Below are 22208 nucleotides of genomic sequence, written 5' to 3' on the forward strand. Positions count from 1 at the left end.
GACAACGCCTCTCATGACATTGCCAACGTCTTCCCTTGAATCGTCTGCACCCGGGCACCGCGCCTGGGTCGTGGGCGCCGACATCGATACCGACGCGCTCGCGCCGGGCGCGTACATGAAGTTCGGTATCGACGAAATCGCGCGCCATTGCCTGCATCGTGTGCGTCCCGAATTCGCCTCGACGGTGCGTGCGGGCGATGTGCTCGTGGCCGGGCCGAACTTCGGCATCGGGTCGTCTCGCGAGCAGGCCGCTGCGGCGCTCGTGCACCTGGGCGTGCGCGCCGTCATTGCGCCGTCGTTCAACGGACTGTATTTCCGCAACGCCTTCAACGTGGGGCTGTTGCTGCTTACCTGCGCCGACGCGCCGGGCATTGCCGAGGGCGAAACGCTGCGGCTCGCGCCGCGCGAAGGCGTTATCGAACGCGCCGACGGCAGCCGTCTGGCCTGCGAGAGCGTGCCGGGCTTCCTGCTCGACATGGTCGATGCGGGCGGTCTGCTCAATCTCCTCAAGCAGCGCAGTTCGACATCTCACGCGACACCTAACGGAGTTTCTTCATGCTAGATCCCGTCACCCTGGCGGTCCTCAAGGGCCGGCTGGAGCAGATCGCCGACGAAATGGACGCGACGCTTTACCGAAGTGCCTTCAACCCGATCATTGCCGAGGCGCACGACGCCTGCCACGGTATCTACGATGCGGCGACCGGCGCGACGCTCGTGCAAGGCAAGTCGGGCCTGCCGGTGTTCGTCGGCGCCATGGCGTTTGCCGTCCAAGCGGCCGCGCGCACGGCCGCCGAGCGTGGCGGCATGGTCGAAGGCGATGTCTGGCTCTTCAACGACCCGTACGACGGCGGCACGCACGCCAACGACTTCAAGCTCGTGCGACCGGTGTTTCGCGACGGCAAGCTGTTCTGCTTTCTGGCGTCGGCCGCGCACTGGCACGATGTCGGCGGCGCGGTGCCCGGGAATTACAACCCGGCGGCGACCGAATGCTGGCAGGAAGCGGTCCAGATTCCGCCGGTGCGTATCGTGCGCCGTGGCGAACTCGATGCCGACGTGCTCGCCATCCTCAAGGCGAACACGCGCTTGCCGGACAGCCTGTGGGGCGATCTGAACGGACAGCTCGCCGCGTTGGAGCTGGGCGGCCGGCGTCTGGCCGATCTGCTCGACGAGTACGGCGACGTTACCGTGCATGAGGCACTGGGGCAACTGCGCGAGCGTGCCGTCAAGCTCATGCGCGCTCACGTGGCGGCGTTGCCTGACGGTGAGTATCGCTACAGCGACACGCTCGACAACGATGGCGTACGTGACGAAGCGCTGACCATTGCGCTGCGCATGCGGGTGGAGGGCGACACGCTGACGCTCGATTTCACCGGCACGTCGCCCGCGTGCATGGGGCCCGTAAATATCTCGCGCGCGACGGCGATCGCCGCGTGTTACGTCGCGCTCAAACACTTGTTCCCGGACGTGCCTGCCAATGCGGGCGTGCTCGATGCCGTACGTTTCGAGCTGCCCGACGGGTTGCTGATTTCGGCGCAGCGTCCGCGCCCGGTGGGGGGCTACACGGAAACCATTCTGCGCATGATCGACGTGATCTTCTGCGCCATGGCACAAGCCGCTCCCGAGCGCGCGATGGCGCAGGCGTACGGCACGATCAATGCGCTGTCGATTGCCGGGTATCGCACCGATCCGGCTCGCAAGGGCCAGCGCTGGGTGATGTTCAGCTTCTTCGGCGGCGGGCACGGCGGACATATCGACGGCGACGGTCTCTCGCACGGCAATGCGCCGATTTCGACGGCCACCATTCCGCCGGTCGAAATTCTCGAAGCCGCGTACCCCGTGCGCTTCACGCAATGGGCGTTACGGCCGGACTCGGCGGGTGACGGTGAGCACCGTGGCGGACTCGGGGCCATCTACGAAATCGAACTGCTCGAAGACAGTGCCGAGGCGTTCGTGTTCGGTGAACGCGGGCGCTCGGCCCCGCAAGGCATTGCCGGTGGCGAAGCCTCGGTGCCGAACGTCTTCCAGTATCAGAACGGCAAGCAATGGCACACGCCTCCGATGCGTTCGAAGATGCTGGGCATCAAGCTCGCTCGGGGCGAGCGAGTGCGGCTGGAGACGCCGGGCGGTGGCGGATACGGCGACCCGGCCCGGCGAGACGAACAGGCGCGCGCCCATGATCGCGCCATGGGATATGTGACGACGCCGGGCGCGAGCGGGCAGTGTCCCGCCGCCACGGCAACGAAGGAGCAACAGGCATGAGCGTAGCACCCAACACGAACCCCTCGCTGGTCGTCGGCGTCGACGTCGGCGGGACCTTCACCGATCTGTTCGTGCTCGACGAGGCTGCGGGTGTCGCCCGCATCGTGAAGGTGCCCTCCACGCGTGGCGAAGAGGCCCGGGGCTTCATGAACGGCATCGAACGGGTCGAGTCCGAAGGGCGCGGCGGGGCCGCCGCCATCGCGACCATCGTGCATGGCACGACCGTTGGCACCAACGCACTGCTCGAACGTAAAGTCGCGCGTACCGGCATCATCACGACGACGGGGTTTCGCGACGTGCTGGAAATGCGTCGGCGCGACCGCCCGGCCACGTGGGGCCTACGCGGCAACTTCGCGCCCATCGTGCCGCGCGATCTACGTCTCGAAGTGGACGAACGCGTGCTCGCTGACGGCACGATCCATACGGCCGTCGATATCGCGCAGGTCGAAGCCGCGGCACGCGCGTTGCTTGAAGCGGGATGCGAGGCCGTTTGCGTGTTTTTCGTCAACGCTTACGCCAACCCGGAAAACGAGCGTCTCGCCGTGGCGGCCGTGCGCGCGCTGTGGCCCAACGGGAACGTGACGGCGGCGACCGAAGTGTTGCCCGAGATCCGCGAGTTCGAGCGTTGCTCGACGGCGACCCTCAACGCGTCGCTGCAACCGGTGGTGGGCAGTTATCTCACACGTCTGGCGAGCGATTTGCAGGCGCAGGGCTTCGACGGCGAACTGCTGGTCGTGCAGAGCAACGGCGGCATCATGTCGCGTGAGACGGCAAGCGACGTGCCGGTGCGCACGGCGCTCTCCGGCCCGGCGGCAGGTGTCATCGCCTGCGCGGCCATCGCTCGCGCGGCGGGATTCCCCAACGTGGTGACGGGCGACATGGGCGGTACGTCGTTCGACGTGTCGCTGGTAGCGGGCGGCGAAGCATCGCTCTCGGCGCAAACGTCCATCGAGTTCGGCATAGTGGTGCGCTCGCCGATGATTCAGATCGAGACGATCGGTGCGGGCGGCGGTTCGATCGCGTCGGTGGATGCGGGTGGTCTGCTTCAGGTCGGCCCGGAGTCGGCGGGCAGCATTCCGGGGCCTGCCTGTTATGGACGCGGCAACACGCGTCCGAGCGTGACCGACGCCAACGTGCTGCTCGGTCGTATTGCGGCCGATCGCCCGCTGGGCGGCGGTCTGCTCGGCAAACTCGACAGCGAACTGGCCGCGCAGGCCATCGACAAGCATGTGGCACAGCCCCTCGGGCTGGACGTCTACGCTGCCGCTGAAGCCATTCTCACGGTTGCCAACGCCAAGATGGCAGGCGCGATTCGCGTGGTGTCCATCGAGCGCGGGCACGATCCGCGTCAGTTCGCCTACATGCCGTTCGGTGGCGGCGGCGCGTTGCATGTGTGCGCGATGATGCGCGAAGTCGGCACCACGACCGGCATCGTGCCGCGCTATCCGGGGGTGACCTCGGCGCTGGGCTGCGTGATTGCCGACATGCGCCATGACAGCGTGCAGACGCTCAACCAGCCGCTCGCCGCGCTCGACACCGACGACCTGGTGGCACGTGTCGATGGCTTGCAGGTGGCGTGCCAGCAGCGTCTGGATTCCGCCGGCGTGCGTTTCGATGCCGTGCGCGAGGTCATCGAGCTGGACATGCTCTACGTGGGGCAGAGCCACACGGTGCGTGTACCGGTGGCGCGCGACGCCCTGAGCCGCGAGGGCATCGCGCGGGCGTTCGAGGCGGCGTATCGCGAGGCGTTCGGCCGCACGCTCGACGGCATTGCCGTGCGCATCATGAATCTGCGCTACGCCCGCATCGGCGTACGCCCGAAGTTCGACCTCGGGGTGCTGGCGCCGCAGGCGCGTGAGATGCCGTCGTCGCCCGGCACGCAACGGGTCTATCACGCGGGGCAATGGTGGGATGCCGCGCGCTACCCGCGTCTGGATCTGCCGGTCGGCGCGACGGTCGTCGGTCCGGCGATCCTCGAACAGTCCGATACGACGATCTGGCTGGAGCCGGGCTTCACTGGACGCGTCGATGCGCTGGGCAACCTGCTCATTACGCGCGACGCATGAGTGCACCGACAGGAGTGATGTCATGAGTGAGACACCCAGGCTGGACGCAGCGCGCACCGCGCTCGTCATCGTCGACCTGCAAAACGACTTCGTTACCCCTGGTGGGGCGTACGACCGAGGCGGCGCGGCCACACCGCAGGCGCAGGCGTTGCCCGCACGTATCGCGCCGCTGGCGCGTTCGCTCAAGGCGGCGGGCGGCTACGTGGCGGCGAGCCAGTTCACGCTTTGGCCCGATTCACAGGGCGAACCGATGATCTCGCCCCATCTGAAACAGCTACGCCCGTTCCTGCGACGTGGCGACTTCGTGGCGGGCTCGCCCGGTCACGCCACGGTGGCATCGCTCGCCGAGCATGTGGATGTGTCGGTGTGGAAGGTCGCGTACTCGGCGTTCTTCAACACGCAACTCGATTGGGTATTGCGCCGCGCGGGGATCGAGACGGTCGCGGTGTGCGGCATCGTGACGAATGGCGGCGTGGCGAGTACCGCGCGCGACGCACACATGCGTGACTACCGCGTGCTCGTGCTCGCCGACGGCTGTGCGGCCCCCACGCCCGCCGCGCACGACGCAGCACTGGCGGACTTGCGCACCGTCGGCGAGATCGTGACGTGCGAGGCGTTTGCCGGACGGATCGCGGTATGAGTGCGCCGGAGACATCAAGCGCATCGAGTGCATCGAGCGCACCGGTCGTTCCCGTCGTGCCCGTTGTGCGTTATGGCCGCCCCCCGATCGACGATCTGCCGCAAGTGAGCGTGGTCATTGTCGGGGCGGGGGCTTGTGGTCTGAGTGCCGCGCTGGTGTTGCAGGACGTGGGCATCGATTGCGTGCTGCTTGAGCGCGACGGCGTGCCGAGCGGCTCCACGGCCTTGTCGTCCGGCTTCATCCCCGCCGTCGGCTCGCAGGTCCAGCGTGCTGCGGGGATCGGCGACAGTCCGGCGCGGTTCGCAGAGGATATCCAGGGCAAGGCCGGGGGGACGGCGGCGTCGCATCTGGTTGACGCGTACGCCAGTGCATCGGGCGCAGCGATGGACATGCTCGCGCGCCACGGATTGCACTTCGAGATCCTTGACGGCTTTCTGTATCCAGGGCACAGCGTGCGACGCATGCACAGTTTGCCCGAGCGTACCGGGGCGGCATTGATGGCCGCGCTCGAACGTGCCGTGCAGGCGACCGACGCGGCGATTCTCACGCGCACGCTCGTGCGTGAACTGTGGCTCGACGACGCGGGGCGCGTGCAGGCAGTGGGGGGTGTCAGGCCCGACGGCGCGATGGAGTACCTGGGCTGCGACATGCTGCTGCTCGCCTGCAACGGTTTCGGCGGCAACGCCGAACTGCGGCGCGCGTGGCTGCCGGAGATGGCCGAAGCTGTCTACGGCGGTCACGAAGGTAACGACGGGAGTGCGTTGCTCTGGGGACGCGAGCTTGGCGCGGCATCGGCCGATCTCGGGGGCTATCAGGGGCATGGCTCGTGGGCGAGCCCGCACGGCGTGCTGATTTCGTGGGCCGTCATCATGGATGGCGGGGTGCAGATCAACCGGCTGGGCAAGCGCTTTCACGACGAGACGCATGGCTATTCCGAAGCGGCGGTGCATGTGCTGGCACAGCCCGACGGTGTCGCATGGAATGTTTTCGATGCGCAGACGCTGGCACTGGCGCGCACCTTCCCCGATTTTCAGGAGGCGGAAGCAGCGGGTGCGTTACGCACTTGCGCCGACGCCGAGGCGCTGGCGTCCACCATCGGGTGCGATGCCGACGTGCTGCGCGAGACGCTGCGCAGCGTGACGCCAGGCGGCACGCCCGCAGACGGCCGCCACTTCACGCGCGCGCTTGCCGCTCCGTATTACGCAGTGAAAGTCACCGGCGCGTTGTTCCACACACAAGGCGGGCTGGATATCGATGCGCGCTGCCGTGTGCTGCGCGCGGACGGTTCACCGTTTCCGAACCTGCTCGCCGCTGGCGGCGCCGCTCGCGGGGTGTCGGGCAATGCTGTCTGGGGTTACTTGTCCGGCAACGGCCTGCTCTCGGCGGTCGCGGGCGGTTACCTCGCGGCAAACACCATCGTCGACACGCTAGGCGACGCGTTCCCACAACAGGAGATTTCCGCATGACGACATCGTCGTCTCTCAAACAACGGCTGGATCACGGCGTGCTGCTGGCGCCCGGTGTCTACGATGCACTGTCCGCGCTGATTGCCGCGCAGTCGGGCTTCGAGGCGCTGTACCTCTCGGGCGCGTCGATCGCCTACACGCGACTGGGCCGCTCCGACATCGGTCTGACGACATACACCGAGGTGGAAGACACGCTCGCGCGTATTGCCGAGCGAGTCGACGTGCCCGTCATCGTCGACGCGGATACCGGGTTCGGTAATGCGCTCAACGTCGGGCGTACCGTGCGTGGTTTCGAGCGCGCGGGCGCAGCGATGATCCAGCTTGAGGATCAGACGTTTCCGAAACGTTGCGGGCATCTCGACGGCAAGAGCGTGGTGAGCGCGCAGGAGATGGCAGGTAAGGTGCGGGCAGCGGTCGACGCGCGTCATGACAGAAGCACGCTCATCCTCGCGCGTACCGACGCGGTGGCCGTCGAAGGGCTCGACGCCGCGCTCGATCGCGCGGAGCAGTATCTGGAAGCGGGTGCAGACGCGCTCTTCATCGAAGCCTTGCGCACCACGGAGCAGATGGCCGCCGCGTGCGAGCGCTTCGCTGCCCGGGTGCCGTTGCTGGCGAACATGGTGGAGGGAGGGAAGACGCCCGTACAGAGCGCGCAGGCACTGGCTGACGTCGGCTTTCGCATCGTCATCTTCCCCGGCGGGACGGCGCGTGCGGTCGCCCACACCTTGCAGGGCTACTACGCCAATCTGCATGCGCAAGGCACGACAGCGGCGTGGCGCGATCGCATGCTCGACTTCGATGGATTGAACGACGTGATCGGCACAGCGGAGTTGCTGGCGCAAGGGCGGCGTTACGAGTAGTTCGGCGTAGGTATGAGCCGTGCGACCCGTCGTCTGATGACGGGATCGCCGGGAGGTGGCCAGGAGGCGTTGCCCAAAGCGACGGATACGGGGGCGCGTTACGACAGGATCGGCGTGGAACGTGGGTGACGCCGGTTTGTGAGGAGAGGGGACCTGCCGCGAATCGATTGCGGCAGGCCCCCTTTTTCCGTCGGTACGTCTTGCGCGTCAGACTGTGTCAGACGATGCCGCTGTCGCGCAGCCCGGCGATCTGCGCGTCGTCCAGCCCCAGGCGCTCGCGCAGAATGTCGTCGCTGTGCTGACCGAGCGTCGGCGGCGCGCTGTGGGCCACCGGCGGTGTCTCGCTCATCTTCATGGGACTGGCCACCAGACGTGCGACACCCCCGGACGGATGCGGCAACTCGATCGCCATCTCGCGCGCGAGCACTTGCGGGTGTGCGAAGACTTCCGGCAGCGTGTTGATCGGCCCGCACGGCACGCCTGCGACTTCCAGCCTGTCGACCCATTCGTCCTTGCCGAACTTGCGCACCATTTGCGCAAGGATCGGCACGAGCACCTCGCGATGGCGCACGCGCGACGGGTTGGTAGCGAAGCGTTCGTCGTCGGCCAGCGCTGGCTCGCCGCCCGCTTCCACAAATTTGCGGAACTGCCCGTCGTTGCCCACGGCGACGATGATCCAGCCGTCATCGCCCGTCTGGAACGTCTGATACGGAACGATGTTCGGATGCGCATTTCCCCAGCGCACCGGCGCCTTCTCGCTGGCGAGATAGTTGGTGTTCATGTTCGCAAGCATCGCGACCTGCGTATCGAGCAACGCCATGTCGATGTACTGGCCCACGCCCGTGCGGTCGCGATGGGTGAGGGCGGCCATGATGGCGATGGTGGCGTACATGCCGGTCATGAGGTCGGCGATAGCGACCCCGGCTTTCTGCGGGCCGCCACCGGGCAGCCCGTCGCGCTCGCCGGTAATGCTCATGAAGCCGCCAATGCCCTGCACGATGAAGTCGTAACCGGCGCGCGACGCGTGCGGGCCAGTCTGGCCGAAGCCAGTGACGGAGCAGTAGACGAGATCGGGTTTGACGGCCTTGAGCGATGCGTAATCGAGACCGTACTTCGCCAGTTGACCGACCTTGTAGTTCTCGACGACGACGTCGCTTTGCGCCGCGAGCGAACGCACGATGGCCTGACCTTCGGGGCGGGAAATGTCCAGCGTAAGGGAGCGCTTGTTGCGGTTGGCCGCGAGGTAGTACGCGGCCTCTGACGTGTCGCGACCTTCGGCGTCGCGTTGGTAGGGCGGGCCCCAGCGACGGGTATCGTCGCCGGCGCCGGGGCGCTCGACCTTGATGACGTCTGCGCCCAGATCGGCCAGATTCTGCGTCGCCCACGGTCCGGCCAGCACCCTTGAGAGGTCCAGTACCCGGATATGACTCAGCGCACCCATCGTTCGCTCTCTCCTTGATTCTTGTCGTTTGACGGACGGTTCACGCTAAATGCGGAACATCGTTTTGCATTGCGGAACTTGTGGGCGAGAGTCTACGTCCGTCGGTTCGCGCATGACCAGCACCGTTTCGCACTGCGGTTGGCGGCACAATGCCGTGGAAAGATCGATTTCCCGTATAATCAAAAGTTTGCAAAATACCCCGCCAGGCTTAGCTCGCCCGGTCCCCACGCTCCCACGCACCCTATGAAAGTCGCAGACATTCGGGAAAAATTCCTAAACTTCTTCGAGTCGAAGGGGCACACCATCGTGCGCTCGTCGAGCCTCGTGCCGTCCAATGACCCCACGCTGCTGTTCACGAACTCCGGCATGGTGCAGTTCAAGGACGTCTTCCTTGGACTGGAATCGCGCCCGTACACGCGCGCGACCACGGCACAGCGCAGCGTGCGCGCCGGCGGCAAGCACAACGACCTCGAGAACGTCGGCTACACGGCCCGTCACCACACGTTCTTCGAAATGCTGGGCAACTTCTCGTTCGGCGACTACTTCAAGCGCGAAGCCATTCAGTACGCGTGGGAACTGCTGACGACCGTCTACAAGCTGCCGAAGGACAAGCTCTGGGTCACCGTCTATCAGGAAGACGACGAGGCCTACGACATCTGGGCGAAGGAAGTCGGCGTGCCGACCGAGCGCATCATCCGTATCGGCGACAACAAGGGTGCGCGCTACGCCTCGGACAACTTCTGGCAGATGGCTGACACCGGCCCGTGCGGCCCGTGCTCGGAAATCTTCTTCGACCACGGCGCTGACGTGTGGGGTGGACCGCCGGGATCGCCTGAAGAAGACGGCGACCGCTACATCGAAATCTGGAACCTCGTGTTCATGCAGTTCAACCGCGACGAGCAGGGCAATATGACGCCGCTGCCCAAGCCGTGCGTTGATACCGGCATGGGACTGGAGCGTATTGCGGCCGTGCTGCAACACGTTCACAGCAACTACGAGATCGACCTGTTCCAGCACCTGATCAAGGCCGCCGGCCGTGAGACGGGCGTGACCGATCTCGCCGCGAACTCGCTCAAGGTGATTGCCGATCACATCCGTGCGTGCTCGTTCCTGATCGTCGACGGCGTGATTCCGGGCAATGAAGGCCGCGGTTACGTGCTGCGCCGTATCATCCGCCGCGCGATCCGTCACGGTTACAAGCTCGGCTGCAAGAAGCCGTTCTTCTACAAGCTCGTACCGGATCTGGTGGCCGAGATGGGCGTGGCCTATCCGGAACTGGCGCAGGCGCAGCAGCGCGTGACGGACGTGCTCAAGCAGGAAGAAGAGCGCTTCGGCGAGACCATCGAGAACGGCATGGAAATTCTCGAAGGCGCACTGGCCGATCTGGCCAAGCGCGGCGTGACCACGCTCGACGGCGAACTCGCGTTCAAGCTGCACGATACGTATGGTTTCCCGCTCGATCTGACGGCAGACGTTTGCCGCGAACGCAGCATCACGGTCGACGAAGCCGGCTTTGACGCCGCGATGGCGCGTCAGCGCGAGCAGGCCCGTGCAGCCGGCAAGTTCAAGATGGCGACGGCCCTCGAATACACCGGCGACAAGACGCGCTTCGAAGGCTACGACAAGCTGGCGCTCGAAGGCGCGAAGGTCACGGCGCTCTACGTCGATGGCACGAGCGTGGGCAAGCTGTCCGCCGGCCAGCAGGGCATCGTGGTGCTCGACACCACGCCGTTCTACGCCGAGTCGGGCGGTCAGGTTGGCGATCAGGGGCTGATCGTTGCGGGCGGCGCGCGTTTCGGCGTGTCGGATACGCAGAAGATTCAGGCCGACGTCTTCGGTCACTACGGCACGCTGGAATCGGGCGAACTGAAGGTGGGCGAGGCGGTGACGGCGCAGGTCGATGCCGTGCGTCGCGCACGTACCGTGCGTAACCACTCGGCCACTCACCTGATGCACAAGGCCTTGCGCGAAGTGCTCGGTGCTCACGTGCAGCAGAAGGGCTCGCTGGTCGACGCCGACAAGACGCGTTTCGACTTCGCACACAACGCCGCGATGAGTGCCGACGAGATTCGTCGCGTGGAAGATATCGTGAACGCCGAAGTGCTGGCCAACGCGCCGACCCAAGCTGCGCTGATGTCGTTCGACGACGCCGTGAAGGGCGGTGCCATGGCCCTGTTCGGTGAGAAGTACGGCGATGAAGTCCGCGTGCTCGACATCGGTTCGTCGCGCGAACTGTGCGGCGGTACGCACGTCACGCGCACGGGCGACATTGGTCTGTTCAAGATCGTGATGGAAGGTGGCGTGGCCGCCGGTATCCGTCGCGTGGAAGCAATCACCGGCGACAACTCGGTGCGCTTCGTCCAGAAGCTCGACGATCAGGTCAACGAAGCTGCCGCGGCACTCAAGACGCAACCGGCCGAACTGAGCCCGCGTATCGCGCAGGTGCAGGAGCAGGTGAAGTCGCTGGAGAAGGAACTGGCGGCGCTCAAGTCGAAGCTGGCATCGAGCCAGGGCGACGAACTGGTCGAGAAGGCCGTCGACGTGAGCGGTCTGAAGGTGCTGGCCGCGCAACTCGAAGGCGCCGACGCCAAGACGCTCCGCGAGACGATGGACAAGCTCAAGGACAAGCTTAAGAGCGCGGCGATCGTGCTGGCGGCGGTCGAAGGCGGCAAGGTCACGCTGATCGCGGGTGTGACGGCCGATGCGACGTCCAAGGTCAAGGCAGGCGAACTGGTCAACTTCGTTGCCCAGCAAGTCGGCGGCAAGGGCGGCGGTCGTCCGGACATGGCGCAGGCGGGCGGTACCGATCCGTCGCAACTGCCGCAGGCGCTCGCCGGCGTGCAGGGCTGGGTGGCCGGCAAGTTGTGATCGTTCGTTGGTGATTCGATCGTGCCTCGATCGTGATTCGATGAGGCGGCCGTGAAACGTTAGGTCGCCCCACCGGACCGATCGGGCAGGAACAGGCAAAACGCGCACTTCGGTGCGCGTTTTGCGTTTTGTGCCCGCAAGTCGTGTCTCGCTTCCGGTCTGCCGCGAGATGTTGACGCGCTACGATGGCCGCGTCGGCGTCAGGTGGCCTGACAGGCGGGCAGTACAGTTTCGTTTCCGGAAATGATGTGCGCGTGCCGGGCATCAATGTTGCGTGCAGCGCGTGGCAATGCCCTGCGGTGCGCAGGGGAACCTGCGCATCCGGCAATGGTTTGCATGTAAAGTATTCAATACGTTGCGCGCGTACGAAGAAATGCAGAAAACATCCAACGAAGCATTCGCGCGGCAGACGTTCGCTCTCGTTTGTTCTCATTCGCCTGCGGGCCAGCCATCGCCATGTCAGCCACACTCGCCAGTTCCGATCCGGTTTCCTCGACGTTGCCCCAGCCCACACCAGAGCGGGCGGCGTGGCGCATTGCCTTGTCGTGCATGCTGGCGTTGTCGGTGGCCATGGGCATTGGCCGCTTCGCCTTCACGCCGATGTTGCCGCTCATGCTGCACGAGCACCTCACCGACATTCAGCACGGTAGCTGGCTCGCGTCGCTCAACTATGCCGGGTATTTCGTCGGTGCCCTTTCGTGCATGTGGTTGCATTTCACGCCGACGCTCATCATCCGTTTCGCGCTGGCCGCGACCGTCGCGCTGACGCTGGCGATGGGGCTGCTCGAATCGTTTGCCGTATGGGCGGTCGTGCGTACGCTGGCGGGCGTGATGAGCGCATGGGCAATGGTGTTCTCGGCGGGCTGGGGTTTTCGCAAGCTGGCGGAATTGCGCATGCCGAGTCTGGGCGGCGTGATGTTCGCGGGCCCGGGTGCCGGCATCGTGGTGACGGGCCTGCTCGCAAGCCTGAACGAAGCGCTTGGGTGGCCTGCGCGCGGCGGCTGGTTGCTCTGTGGTGCTCTCGCGCTGCTGTTGCTCGCGCTCATCTGGCGGACGTTCGTTGCCGATGCGCCGAATGTGTCGGATGCGGCCAAGTCGGCCGACGCCGGAAAATCAGCGCCTGCGCCCGCCATCAATCACGGCAGTGGCGAGAGCGTGATTCCCGTCACGATCCTGTACAGCTTCGCCGGGTTCGGTTACATCATCACCGCGACCTTTCTGCCTGTGATCGCGCGTCAGGCGTTGCCGGGCTCGCCGTGGCCCGATCTGTTCTTTCCGCTGCTCGGGCTCATGGTGATTCCGGGTGCCATCATCGGAGCACGCGCGCCGCTCACATGGGATAACCGTCTGTTGCTGGCGGTGTGTTACGTCATGCAGGGGCTGGGTGTCGGTATCGGAATCGTGTTTCCGAATGTCGCGGGCTTCGCCGTTGGCAGCGTGCTCGTGGGACTGCCGTTCACGGCGATTACCGTGTATGCGGTTCGGGAGTGCCGTCGTTTGCGTGGGGACAATGCCAATGGCCTGATCGGACTCGTGACGGCATCCTACGGTATCGGGCAGATCGTCGGTCCGCTGGTCGCCGCGCCGCTCGTGGCCGCGACAGGCGGTTTCACAACGGCGCTGCTGTGCGCCAGCGGCGTGCTGGTGCTCGGCGCGGTCGGCTTCGTGTGGGACTGGCGTCGGTCGCTCGAACGCGCGCCCTGAATCGAGCCGGCGCGGGCGAGCTGCGTCGGGATCTGCGTCGAACCGGCAACGCGCGAGACGCGCGGGTGAGCGGGCCGGACCCATCGCCCTGACATCGCTCGCAAGCCGTGTTCGTGATATCGGCTCATGGACCTTTCCAGAGAATTGCGTATGTCTTTTACCCTGAAGGCCGGCCGAAAGGCCGCCACCGTGATGAGCGACGAGGAACGCCGGATGCGCGTCGATCTCGCCGCCTGCTATCGCCTAGTTGCACTGAACGGCTGGGACGACCTGATTTACACCCACATTTCGGCGATGGTGCCCGGCGAGCCCGGGCACTTTCTCATCAACCCGTTTGGGCTCGCGTTCGATGAGGTGAGTGCGTCGAATCTCGTGAAGATCACCATGAACGGCGAGATCGTGGGGGAGAGCGAGCACCCGGTCAACGTGACTGGCTTCGCGCTGCACGGGGCAGTGCACGCCGCCCGCCCGGATGCGGTGTGCGTCATGCATCTGCACAATACGGCGGGCATTGCCGTGTCGATCCAGCCGCATGGTCTGCTGCCGATCTCGCAACATGCGCTGCGTTTTCACGAGCGCATCGGCTATCACGATTACGAAGGGCTGGCGTTCTCGCCGTCCGAGGGCGAGCGGCTCACGACCTCGCTGGGTCCGCACCCGGCCATGTTGCTGCGCAATCATGGCACCCTGACGCTCGGTCGCACCGTGGCCGAAGCGTTCGTGCTGATGGCAACGCTCATCAAGGCGTGCGAGATCCAGTTACAGGCGCTCGCCGGCGGCGCTGCGCCGAACCTGCCCAGCCCTGCGGTACAGGACAAGACGGCGATTCAACTGGAAGACGGTGGTGCGATCGAGGGCGTGCTGGAGTGGCCCGCACTGCTGCGCAAACTCGATAGAATAGATGCCTCGTTTCGCGATTGACGCATCCGCTGCCGGGGCGGATATCCGAAACGTGCGGCACCGCTGCGACTCACATCGAAGGGAGGGCGCGCAGGGAGTGCAGGACGCGCAGAGCGCGGCGTGGCCGAAGCCCGATTCCAAAAACGATATAAGGAGATAGATCGCAATGCCAACGTTTCACGTCGAGATGTTCGAGGGGCGTACCGTCGAGCAAAAACGCGCATTCGTCAAAGCTGTCACGCAAGCGGCGGTCGAGACGATCGGTTGCACGCCGGAGTCCGTCGACATCATCATTACCGACGTCAAGCCGGAGAACTGGTCCACGGGCGGCACGCTCTGGTCGGATCCGCGCTGAGCGGGGCGGTCGTCTACCGTCCGCTGAATTCGGTTAGGCCGGCACGGGTTGCCGGAAAGTCTGAGGCGGGGGCTCGTGTGGAGTGCCCCGTCGTTTTGAAGAGGTCGTCATGTCGCAAGCCCCGTTCCCGTCCGTACCGAACATCAACGCCGCAGCCGTCACCGCACCCGATGACGGCGCGTCGCAAACGCCTCAGCACTTCGCCTCGGACAATTACGCCGGGATATGCCCGGAGGCCATGCGATATCTGGTCGAAGCGAACGCCAGCGGTCACGAGGTCTCTTACGGCGACGATACCTGGACGCAGCGCGTGTGCGACGGCATTCGCCAACTGTTCGACACGGACTGCGAGGTCTTCTTCGTTTTCAACGGCACGGCGGCAAATTCGCTCGCACTGGCGTCGTTGTCGCAGTCGTATCACTCCGTCATTTGCCACGAACTGGCGCACGTCGAAACAGACGAATGCGGTGGTCCGGAGTTCTTCTCCAACGGCGCGAAGCTGCTGACCGCACGCGGGCGGGAGAACAACGGCAAGCTTACGCCGGACGCCGTCGAGTCCGTCATCAATCGCCGTTCCGACATCCACTTTCCGAAACCGAAGGTCGTCACGCTCACGCAGGCGACCGAAGTCGGTACGGTCTACAGCGTCGATGAGATCAAGGCGATTTCGGCGGTGGCGAAGCGTCGCAATCTGCGCGTGCACATGGATGGCGCGCGTTTTGCCAACGCGGTGGCGACCCTGGGCTGTCATCCGGGCGACGTTACCTGGCGCGCCGGGGTCGACGTGCTGTGCTTCGGCGGCACGAAGAACGGGCTGCCGGTAGGCGAGGCTGTGGTCTTCTTCAACCGGGCGCTGGCCGAGGATTTTGCTTACCGTGTGAAGCAGGCGGGCCAGTTGGCGTCGAAGATGCGCTTCATTTCCGCACCGTGGCTCGGCATGCTGGAGAACGATACGTGGCTGCGCCATGCGCGCCACGCGAACGATATGGCACAGTTGCTCGCGAGCCGTATTCGCGATATCCCCGGCGTGTCGATCATGTTCGAGACGCAGGCTAACGGCGTGTTCGCCGAACTCCCGGCGCATGTGATCGAGGCGCTGCGGGCCAAGGGCTGGCGCTTTTACACGTTCATCGGCGCCGGCGGCTGCCGCTTCATGTGCGCATGGGATACGCGTGTCGACACGGTCGAGCGTCTGGCCGCGGATATTCGCGCATTGAGCACGAAGGGGTAAAGCGTCACTCTCACTTCCGGCTGCCGACATCGGATGGCACGCCGGCGGTGATGCCCGCTCAGGCCTGTCGCGGCGCCGGTACGGTCGGCGTCAGAAAGCGGTGCGCCAGCGTGTGGTAGAACGACGGGGCAATGGTCCGCGAGACTTGCGTCGACAGTAGCGCAACGGCCATGAGCGGAATCACCATCTGATGGCCGTCGATCATCTCCATGACGATCACGAACGACGTAATCGGCGACTGCGTGACGGCGGCCAGATAGCCGACCATGCACAGCGCAGCCATGGCTGGTAGCGGCACCACCGACGTCATGTGCGCCATGACGTTGCCCAGGCCTGCACCGATCGCCAGCGACGGCGCGAAAATGCCGCCCGGAATCCCCGACAGGTACGACACGCACAGCGCGGCGAATTTCAGCACGGCGTATAACGGCGAGAGCGCGGTGTGCGATTCCAGCAGACCACGGGCTTCGGCATAACCGCTGCCGAATGTCGTGCCGCCCGAGGTAACGCCGATCACCGCGATGGCAAGTCCGCAAACCAATGCGAAACGCACCGGGTGCGCGCGGCGCATGTCGACCAGTGCTCCGGGCATCCAGCGAGGCACGTTGAGCATCAGCCAGCCGAATACACCTCCAGCTACGCCGGTGAGCAGACTCGCCACGATGAGCACGGGGATCAGCGTCCACTGAAAGTCGCTGATCGCCTTGATCTGGCCGAAGTACAGATAGTTGCCTTGCAGGCCGAGCGCCACGACGCCGGAGAAGATGATTGCCGTGATGAGCGTGCCGCTGTTGCGTGCAACGAAACTGCGGCTCAGTTCCTCGATGGCAAAAACGACACCCGCGAGCGGTGTATTGAACGCCGCTGCCAGACCGGCGGCCGCCCCGGCGAGCGTCAGTTGGCGTTCGATGTGAACGCTGCTGCGTCGATAGCCGCGACGCATGGCGTACATGAGCGAGGCGCCGATCTGTACCGTCGGACCTTCGCGTCCGATGGTGAAGCCGCAAAGGATGCCGAGAAACGAGACCGCAATCTTGCCGAACATGATGCGCAGCGTCAGCAGCGACTTCGACAATCGCGAGTCCTGAAGCGTGGCAATCACCTGCGGAATTCCGCTGCCCTCAGCGCCCCTGAAGAACGTTTGCGTGAGCCAGATTGCCAGCGCGGCGCCAAGCGGTGTGACGATCAGCGGCAGCCAGAAGCCATGCGCGAGCATGCGCTGGAAGAGCTCGAAGCCGAAATCCACCAGTTTGGCGTACGCCACGGAGACGAGTCCGACGAGGACCGCGCCGAGCCAGAATACGCCGTAGTTGTGCCAGAGCCGGCGGGAGCGTCGCACACCGCGTTGGGTCAGTCGGGTCGACAGCGAGGCCGCAGGCGCGGGGGCTGACGAAGACGGCGAAGACGGGGAGTCCGGAGTAGCGTCGGAAGAGGAGGCGTTCGGCGGAATATCGGACACGGGCCGTGGGCGAAAATTGAAAGACGTTCGCCGATTATACGCCCCGACATTTGTGGGCTTGGTCCGAAGACGTCTCGGAATTCACCGAATGTGCAGCGCGTCATGAGTTCATTTAAGATATTCGAATTCGCTGAAGAACGATCATGAACGAACTCATCTTTTGTCCCCGCTGTGCCTCGGCCCTTGATTCACGTGACGTGGCCGGGCGTATTCGCCGTGCCTGCCCTGACAACGCATGCGGTTTCGTCCACTGGGATAATCCGTTGCCGGTGGTGGCGGGACTCGTCGAATATCGCGGACAAATCCTGCTGGCGCGCAACGCGGCATGGACCGAGGGTATGTTCGCACTCATTACCGGTTTTCTCGAGCGTGACGAAACGCCGGAAGACGGTATTCGCCGTGAGATCAAGGAAGAAACGAACCTGGAAGCCGATGCGATTTCGCTGCTCGGCGTCTACGAGTTCATGCGCAAGAACGAGCTGATCATCGCCTATCACGCTGTGTGCGACGGCGATATTCGCCTCTCGGAGGAACTTGCGGAATTTCGGCTGGTGGCGCCGCATCAGGTGCGTCCGTGGCGAGCCGGCACCGGGCACGCGGTGGCCGAATGGCTACGTCGACGCAATTTGCCCATCGAATACGTCGATTCCGCGCGCCTGTCGATCGCAGAGTGATGCTCGATACGTGGGATTCGCAGCGCGCGTGCGGACTCGCACGACGACTACGGTAGAATCGCGGTTTGCACGGCGAACCCGGCAAATGATTCGAACGAGACCGAAGAGAGGGACATGAGCATGGAATTTCAGAAAGAAGTTGACGCGAGCGGCCTGAATTGTCCGCTGCCGATTCTGCGTGCGAAGAAGGCGCTGGCCGAAATGCAGAGCGGAGAAGTGCTGCATATCATCGCCACCGATCCGGGCTCCGGACGCGACTTCAGTGCGTTTGCCAAGCAGACCGGCAACGAACTGCTCGAATCGCGCGAAGAGGGCAAGACGTTCCACTTCTGGATGCGCCGCCGCTGATCGCGCGGCTACATTTCGGCATCCGCGCCGAACGCCGTGATCGACATCCTCGCATCGCGATTCGGCCAACATAAAAAAACCGACGGATATACCGTCGGTTTTTTATTGCACGCGTGGCGATGGAGGCTTAAAGCAGACCGCCGTGCACGTCGTCTTGCAGATACTTGCGGAAGGCGTCTTTCAATTCCGGGTGACGCAGCGCAAATTCCACCGTTGCCTTCAGATAGCCCAGCTTGCTGCCGCAGTCGAAGCGCTTGCCGTTGTAGCGATAGGCCAGCACCGCTTCGTCCTTCATGAGCTTCTGGATGGCGTCGGTGAGCTGAATTTCACCGCCCGAACCCGGATCGATCTCGCGAATGCAGTCGAAAATGCGCGGGCGCAGCACGTAACGACCGACGACACCCAGATTCGACGGTGCGTCCTTCGGATCCGGCTTCTCGACGATGTGTTCGAGCTTGACGATCTCGGTCTCGCCCCAGGTCTTGCCGGCAACGATCCCGTAGGAGCGACTTTGCTCGATGGGGATCTCTTCCACGCCAATGATCGAGCTGTGGTACTGGTTGTACAGATCGACCATCTGCTTGAGCACGGGCGGCTGACCGTCTAGCAGGTCGTCCGCGAGGATGACCGCGAACGGTTCATCGCCGACGAGCTTCTCGGCGCACAGCACGGCGTGGCCGAGACCGAGCGCTTTCGGCTGGCGCACATAGAAGCAATCGATGTGCGGGGGCTTGATCGAATGCACCACGTCGAGCAATGCCTGCTTGTTCTTCGCCTCGAGTTCCGCTTCGAGTTCGAAGGCCGTGTCGAAGTGATCTTCGATGGCGCGCTTGTTGCGGCCCGTAACGAAGATCATCTCCGTGATGCCGGCGGCGGCGGCCTCTTCCACTGCGTACTGAATCAGCGGCTTGTCCACGACCGGCAGCATTTCTTTCGGGCTCGCCTTGGTCGCAGGCAGAAACCGGGTGCCGAGGCCCGCGACGGGGAACACGGCTTTGGTCACAACGGCTTTCATTGGTATCTCCCTGATGAATTTTTAGCGTCTCAGGCGGGCAGGCGGGCAAGCTGTGCCTGCAATTTGCCGAGAACCGCTTCAAAGTCGACCAATCGTTGCTTCTCAAGTTCCACCACATTGGCGGGCGCGCGTGCCACGAAGCTCTCGTTGGAAAGCTTGCCGTGGCATTTCGCGATCTCGCCTTCGAGGCGCTTCACTTCCTTGCCGAGGCGTTCGCGCTCGGCTGCCACGTCGATTTCCACCTTCAATGCCAGCTTGTTCGCGCCCACCACGGCGAGCGGTGCGCCCGCTGCCTGTGCGTCGAGCGTGGCTTCATCGGCGAGCACCTGGACTTCGGAGAGCTTCGCCAGCGTTTGCAGATACGGGGCGATCGACGTCAGGAACGGCACGTCACCGGCCACCAGCAGCGGCACGCGCTGGGCCGGCGACAGGTTCATTTCGCCGCGAAGATTGCGGCAGGCGTCGACGGCGGCCTTCAACTGCTGCATCCAGGCTTCGTCGCCTTCGTCGATCTTGCTCATGTCGGCGACCGGATACGGCTGCACCATGATACTGGCTTCGCCCGCCGCCTTGTCGGCCGGATAGCGACCGGCGAGCGGCGCCACCTTCTGCCACAGCGCTTCGGTGATGAACGGAATGATCGGGTGTGCCAGACGCAGCACCGTTTCCAGCACGCGCAGCAGCGTGCGGCGCGTGGCGCGCTGTTGCGCCGGCGTGCCGTTCTGGATCTGCCACTTGGCCAGTTCGACGTACCAGTCGCAGTACTCGTCCCACACGAACTTGTAGATCGTGCTGGCGATGTTGTCGAAACGGTAGTCGGCGAAGCCCTTGGCCACGTCGGCTTCCACGCGCTGGAGCAGCGAGACGATCCAGCGATCGGCGCGCGAGAAGTCGAGCTGACCTTCGGGGCCGCAATCGCCCACGCACGGCGCCATCCCGCAATCTTGCCCTTCGCAGTTCATCAGCACGAAGCGCGTGGCGTTCCACAGCTTGTTGCAGAAGTTGCGATAGCCTTCGCAGCGCGCCAGATCGAAATTGATGTTGCGCCCGAGTGTGGCCATCGACGCGAACGTGAAGCGCAGCGCATCGGTGCCGAACGGCGCGATGCCCTCCGGGAATTCCTTGCGGGTCTTCTTCTCGATGGTGGCGGCCTGCTTCGGGTTCATCAACCCCGTGGTGCGCTTGGCGAGCAGGGTGTCGAGCGACACACCGTCGACGATGTCGATCGGATCGAGCGTGTTGCCCTTCGACTTGGACATCTTCTGACCTTCGGCGTCGCGCACCAGCCCGTGCACATACACGGTCTTGAACGGCACCTGGCCGGTGAAGTGCGTGGTCATCATGACCATGCGCGCCACCCAGAAGAAGATGATGTCGAAGCCCGTGACCAGTACCGACGACGGCAGGAAATGCTTCAGTTCCGGCGTCTCTTGCGGCCAGCCCAGCGACGAGAACGGCACCAGTGCCGACGAGAACCACGTGTCGAGCACGTCTTCGTCGCGCTTGAGCGCGCCGGTCGAGCCGGCGGCACGGGCCTTCTCGACGGCCTCCTCTTCCGTGTGGGCCACGAACACGTTGCCGTTTTCGTCGTACCACGCCGGGATCTGATGGCCCCACCAGAGCTGACGGGAGATACACCAGTCCTGAATGTTCTCGAGCCACTGGTTGTACGTCGTCGTCCAGTTTTCCGGGACGAACTTGATCTCGCCGCTACGCACCACGTCGAGCGCAGTTTCGGTGATCGACTTGCCCGGATGGAACGTGCCTTCGGGCGCGGGCTTTGTCATCGCCACGAACCACTGGTCGGTGAGCATCGGCTCGATAACCGTACCGGTGCGGTCGCTGCGCGGCACCATCAGCTTGTGCGCCTTGACCGATTCGAGCAGGCCGAGGGCATCCAGATCGGCGACGATTTGCTTGCGCGCGTCGAAACGATCGAGGCCGCGGTACTTTTCCGGGGCGTTGTCGTTGATCTTCGCGTCGAGCGTGAGAATGTTGATCTGCGGCAGGTTGTGACGCTGACCGACGGCGTAGTCGTTGAAATCGTGTGCGGGCGTGACCTTCACGACGCCCGTGCCGAACTCGCGGTCGACGTAATCGTCCGCAATGATCGGGATTTCACGATCGCACAGCGGCAAACGCGCCGTCTTGCCGATCAGATGCCTGTAGCGCTCGTCTTCCGGATGCACCATCAGCGCGGTGTCGCCCAGCATCGTCTCCGGGCGCGTGGTCGCAACCGTGAGCGTGCCCGAACCGTCGGCGAGCGGGTAGCGGATGTGCCACAGCGAGCCTTCTTCTTCCTCGCTGACGACTTCCAGATCGGACACCGCGGTGAGCAGCGTCGATTCCCAGTTCACGAGACGCTTGCCGCGATAGATCAGGCCCTGCTCATAGAGCGTGACGAACACGTCGCGCACTGCGCTGGACATCTTCTCGTCCATCGTGAAGTACTCGCGGCTCCAATCGATGGAAGCCCCGAGGCGGCGAATCTGGCCGGTGATCGTGCTGCCCGATTGCTCCTTCCACTCCCAGACGCGCTCGACGAACTTCTCGCGGCCGAGATCGTGACGCGAGACCTTCTTGGCGTCCAGTTGACGCTCGACGACGATCTGCGTGGCGATACCGGCGTGGTCGGTGCCCGGCACCCAGAGGGTGTTCGCGCCCTTCATGCGGTGGTAGCGCGTCAGACCATCCATGATCGTCTGGTTGAACGCGTGACCCATGTGCAGCGTGCCGGTAACGTTCGGCGGCGGCAACTGGATGCTGAAATCTTCACGGGCGTCGTCGAAAGTCGGCCGGGCATAGCCGCGGCGTTCCCATTCGGGGCCCCAGTGGGCTTCGACGTCCTGCGGCTCGAAGCTCTTGGCAAGCGTATTGTCGCTGTCGCTCATGGATTGAATGGACCGTGTAATGCGTGAAACC

General features: G+C 64.5%; 17 protein-coding genes. 13 read left to right on the plus strand and 4 right to left on the minus strand.

The window, feature by feature from the left end; all coding sequences use genetic code 11:
* Positions 1-13: 13 nt before the first annotated feature.
* Genes C5N93_RS16600 through C5N93_RS16625 form a run of 6 tightly spaced genes read left to right on the plus strand, consistent with a single transcriptional unit; the run spans position 14 to position 7291 of the window.
* On the plus strand, positions 14-562 hold the full coding sequence (locus C5N93_RS16600) for a 3-isopropylmalate dehydratase (RefSeq protein ID WP_242560156.1): 549 nt from the start codon (positions 14-16) through the stop codon (positions 560-562).
* On the plus strand, positions 556-2259 hold the full coding sequence (locus tag C5N93_RS16605; protein WP_242560157.1) for a hydantoinase B/oxoprolinase family protein: 1704 nt from the start codon (positions 556-558) through the stop codon (positions 2257-2259). The genes C5N93_RS16600 and C5N93_RS16605 overlap by 7 nt, the downstream gene beginning before the upstream one ends.
* The gene (locus C5N93_RS16610) at positions 2256-4325 is read left to right on the plus strand and encodes a hydantoinase/oxoprolinase family protein (protein ID WP_242560158.1); all 2070 of its coding nucleotides are present in this window, start codon (positions 2256-2258) and stop codon (positions 4323-4325) included. Before C5N93_RS16605 ends, C5N93_RS16610 begins: the two co-directional genes overlap by 4 nt.
* A gap of 22 nt (positions 4326-4347) precedes the next feature.
* The gene (locus C5N93_RS16615; protein WP_242560159.1) at positions 4348-4965 is read left to right on the plus strand and encodes an isochorismatase family cysteine hydrolase; all 618 of its coding nucleotides are present in this window, start codon (positions 4348-4350) and stop codon (positions 4963-4965) included.
* Positions 4962-6431, plus strand: a complete 1470-nt coding sequence (locus C5N93_RS16620; RefSeq protein WP_242560160.1) for an FAD-dependent oxidoreductase — start codon at positions 4962-4964, stop codon at positions 6429-6431. Before C5N93_RS16615 ends, C5N93_RS16620 begins: the two co-directional genes overlap by 4 nt.
* Positions 6428-7291, plus strand: coding sequence for an isocitrate lyase/phosphoenolpyruvate mutase family protein (locus C5N93_RS16625; protein WP_242560161.1), 864 nt, complete (start codon positions 6428-6430; stop codon positions 7289-7291). Before C5N93_RS16620 ends, C5N93_RS16625 begins: the two co-directional genes overlap by 4 nt.
* Before the next feature lie 217 nt (positions 7292-7508).
* On the opposite strand, the gene C5N93_RS16630 is transcribed toward C5N93_RS16625, so the two are convergent.
* On the minus strand, positions 7509-8732 hold the full coding sequence (locus C5N93_RS16630) for a CaiB/BaiF CoA-transferase family protein (protein WP_242560162.1): 1224 nt from the start codon (positions 8730-8732) through the stop codon (positions 7509-7511).
* A gap of 243 nt (positions 8733-8975) precedes the next feature.
* Between C5N93_RS16630 and alaS the strand changes: the two genes are divergently transcribed.
* The 5 genes from alaS (at position 8976) to C5N93_RS16655 (ending at position 15790) form a co-directional block, all read left to right on the plus strand.
* On the plus strand, positions 8976-11600 hold the full coding sequence (gene alaS / locus C5N93_RS16635; RefSeq protein WP_242560163.1) for an alanine--tRNA ligase: 2625 nt from the start codon (positions 8976-8978) through the stop codon (positions 11598-11600).
* Between the two features lie 456 nt (positions 11601-12056).
* Positions 12057-13304: a YbfB/YjiJ family MFS transporter gene (locus C5N93_RS16640; RefSeq protein ID WP_242560164.1), complete on the plus strand. Its 1248-nt coding sequence runs from the start codon at positions 12057-12059 to the stop codon at positions 13302-13304.
* 150 nt (positions 13305-13454) lie between these two features.
* Positions 13455-14225, plus strand: a complete 771-nt coding sequence (locus C5N93_RS16645) for a class II aldolase/adducin family protein (protein ID WP_242560165.1) — start codon at positions 13455-13457, stop codon at positions 14223-14225.
* Positions 14226-14370: 145 nt separating this feature from the next.
* A complete protein-coding gene (locus C5N93_RS16650; protein WP_069344166.1) occupies positions 14371-14559 on the plus strand; it encodes a 4-oxalocrotonate tautomerase in 189 nt (62 codons plus the stop codon).
* A 109-nt stretch (positions 14560-14668) separates the two neighbouring features.
* Positions 14669-15790 (plus strand): low specificity L-threonine aldolase, encoded by a 1122-nt coding sequence (locus C5N93_RS16655; RefSeq protein ID WP_277990334.1) that lies wholly within the window; start codon positions 14669-14671, stop codon positions 15788-15790.
* A 58-nt stretch (positions 15791-15848) separates the two neighbouring features.
* On the opposite strand, the gene C5N93_RS16660 is transcribed toward C5N93_RS16655, so the two are convergent.
* Positions 15849-17156, minus strand: coding sequence for a chloride channel protein (locus tag C5N93_RS16660; RefSeq protein ID WP_242560434.1), 1308 nt, complete (start codon positions 17154-17156; stop codon positions 15849-15851).
* A 236-nt stretch (positions 17157-17392) separates the two neighbouring features.
* On the opposite strand from C5N93_RS16660, the gene C5N93_RS16665 reads away from it, so the two are divergent.
* Entirely contained in the window at positions 17393-17923 is a 531-nt protein-coding gene (locus C5N93_RS16665) for an NUDIX domain-containing protein (RefSeq protein ID WP_069344167.1), read from the plus strand.
* Positions 17924-18043: 120 nt separating this feature from the next.
* A complete protein-coding gene (locus C5N93_RS16670) occupies positions 18044-18271 on the plus strand; it encodes a sulfurtransferase TusA family protein (RefSeq protein ID WP_069344249.1) in 228 nt (75 codons plus the stop codon).
* A gap of 127 nt (positions 18272-18398) precedes the next feature.
* Here the strand turns inward: C5N93_RS16670 and galU are convergent, their stop codons facing one another.
* The gene (gene galU / locus C5N93_RS16675) at positions 18399-19286 is read right to left on the minus strand and encodes a UTP--glucose-1-phosphate uridylyltransferase GalU (RefSeq protein ID WP_242560166.1); all 888 of its coding nucleotides are present in this window, start codon (positions 19284-19286) and stop codon (positions 18399-18401) included.
* Positions 19287-19315: 29 nt separating this feature from the next.
* Positions 19316-22177: a valine--tRNA ligase gene (locus tag C5N93_RS16680; RefSeq protein WP_242560167.1), complete on the minus strand. Its 2862-nt coding sequence runs from the start codon at positions 22175-22177 to the stop codon at positions 19316-19318.
* Positions 22178-22208 lie beyond the last annotated feature (31 nt).

The organism is Pandoraea sp. LA3, from assembly GCF_022696215.1.
Classification (GTDB): domain Bacteria; phylum Pseudomonadota; class Gammaproteobacteria; order Burkholderiales; family Burkholderiaceae; genus Pandoraea; species Pandoraea capi.

Bases quoted from the DNA above. Each gene is read 5' to 3' on its own strand.
- C5N93_RS16655 (WP_277990334.1), top strand. From the start codon at position 14,669: ATGTCGCAAGCCCCGTTCCCGTCCGTACCGAACATCAACGCCGCAGCC.
- C5N93_RS16645 (WP_242560165.1), top strand. From the start codon at position 13,455: ATGTCTTTTACCCTGAAGGCCGGCCGAAAGGCCGCCACCGTGATGAGC.
- C5N93_RS16605 (WP_242560157.1), top strand. From the start codon at position 556: ATGCTAGATCCCGTCACCCTGGCGGTCCTCAAGGGCCGGCTGGAGCAG.
- C5N93_RS16615 (WP_242560159.1), top strand. From the start codon at position 4,348: ATGAGTGAGACACCCAGGCTGGACGCAGCGCGCACCGCGCTCGTCATC.
- C5N93_RS16610 (WP_242560158.1), top strand. From the start codon at position 2,256: ATGAGCGTAGCACCCAACACGAACCCCTCGCTGGTCGTCGGCGTCGAC.
- C5N93_RS16640 (WP_242560164.1), top strand. From the start codon at position 12,057: ATGTCAGCCACACTCGCCAGTTCCGATCCGGTTTCCTCGACGTTGCCC.
- C5N93_RS16670 (WP_069344249.1), top strand. From the start codon at position 18,044: ATGGAATTTCAGAAAGAAGTTGACGCGAGCGGCCTGAATTGTCCGCTG.
- C5N93_RS16650 (WP_069344166.1), top strand. From the start codon at position 14,371: ATGCCAACGTTTCACGTCGAGATGTTCGAGGGGCGTACCGTCGAGCAA.
- galU (WP_242560166.1), bottom strand. From the start codon at position 19,286: ATGAAAGCCGTTGTGACCAAAGCCGTGTTCCCCGTCGCGGGCCTCGGC.
- C5N93_RS16600 (WP_242560156.1), top strand. From the start codon at position 14: ATGACATTGCCAACGTCTTCCCTTGAATCGTCTGCACCCGGGCACCGC.
- C5N93_RS16680 (WP_242560167.1), bottom strand. From the start codon at position 22,177: ATGAGCGACAGCGACAATACGCTTGCCAAGAGCTTCGAGCCGCAGGAC.
- C5N93_RS16625 (WP_242560161.1), top strand. From the start codon at position 6,428: ATGACGACATCGTCGTCTCTCAAACAACGGCTGGATCACGGCGTGCTG.
- C5N93_RS16620 (WP_242560160.1), top strand. From the start codon at position 4,962: ATGAGTGCGCCGGAGACATCAAGCGCATCGAGTGCATCGAGCGCACCG.
- alaS (WP_242560163.1), top strand. From the start codon at position 8,976: ATGAAAGTCGCAGACATTCGGGAAAAATTCCTAAACTTCTTCGAGTCG.
- C5N93_RS16630 (WP_242560162.1), bottom strand. From the start codon at position 8,732: ATGGGTGCGCTGAGTCATATCCGGGTACTGGACCTCTCAAGGGTGCTG.
- C5N93_RS16665 (WP_069344167.1), top strand. From the start codon at position 17,393: ATGAACGAACTCATCTTTTGTCCCCGCTGTGCCTCGGCCCTTGATTCA.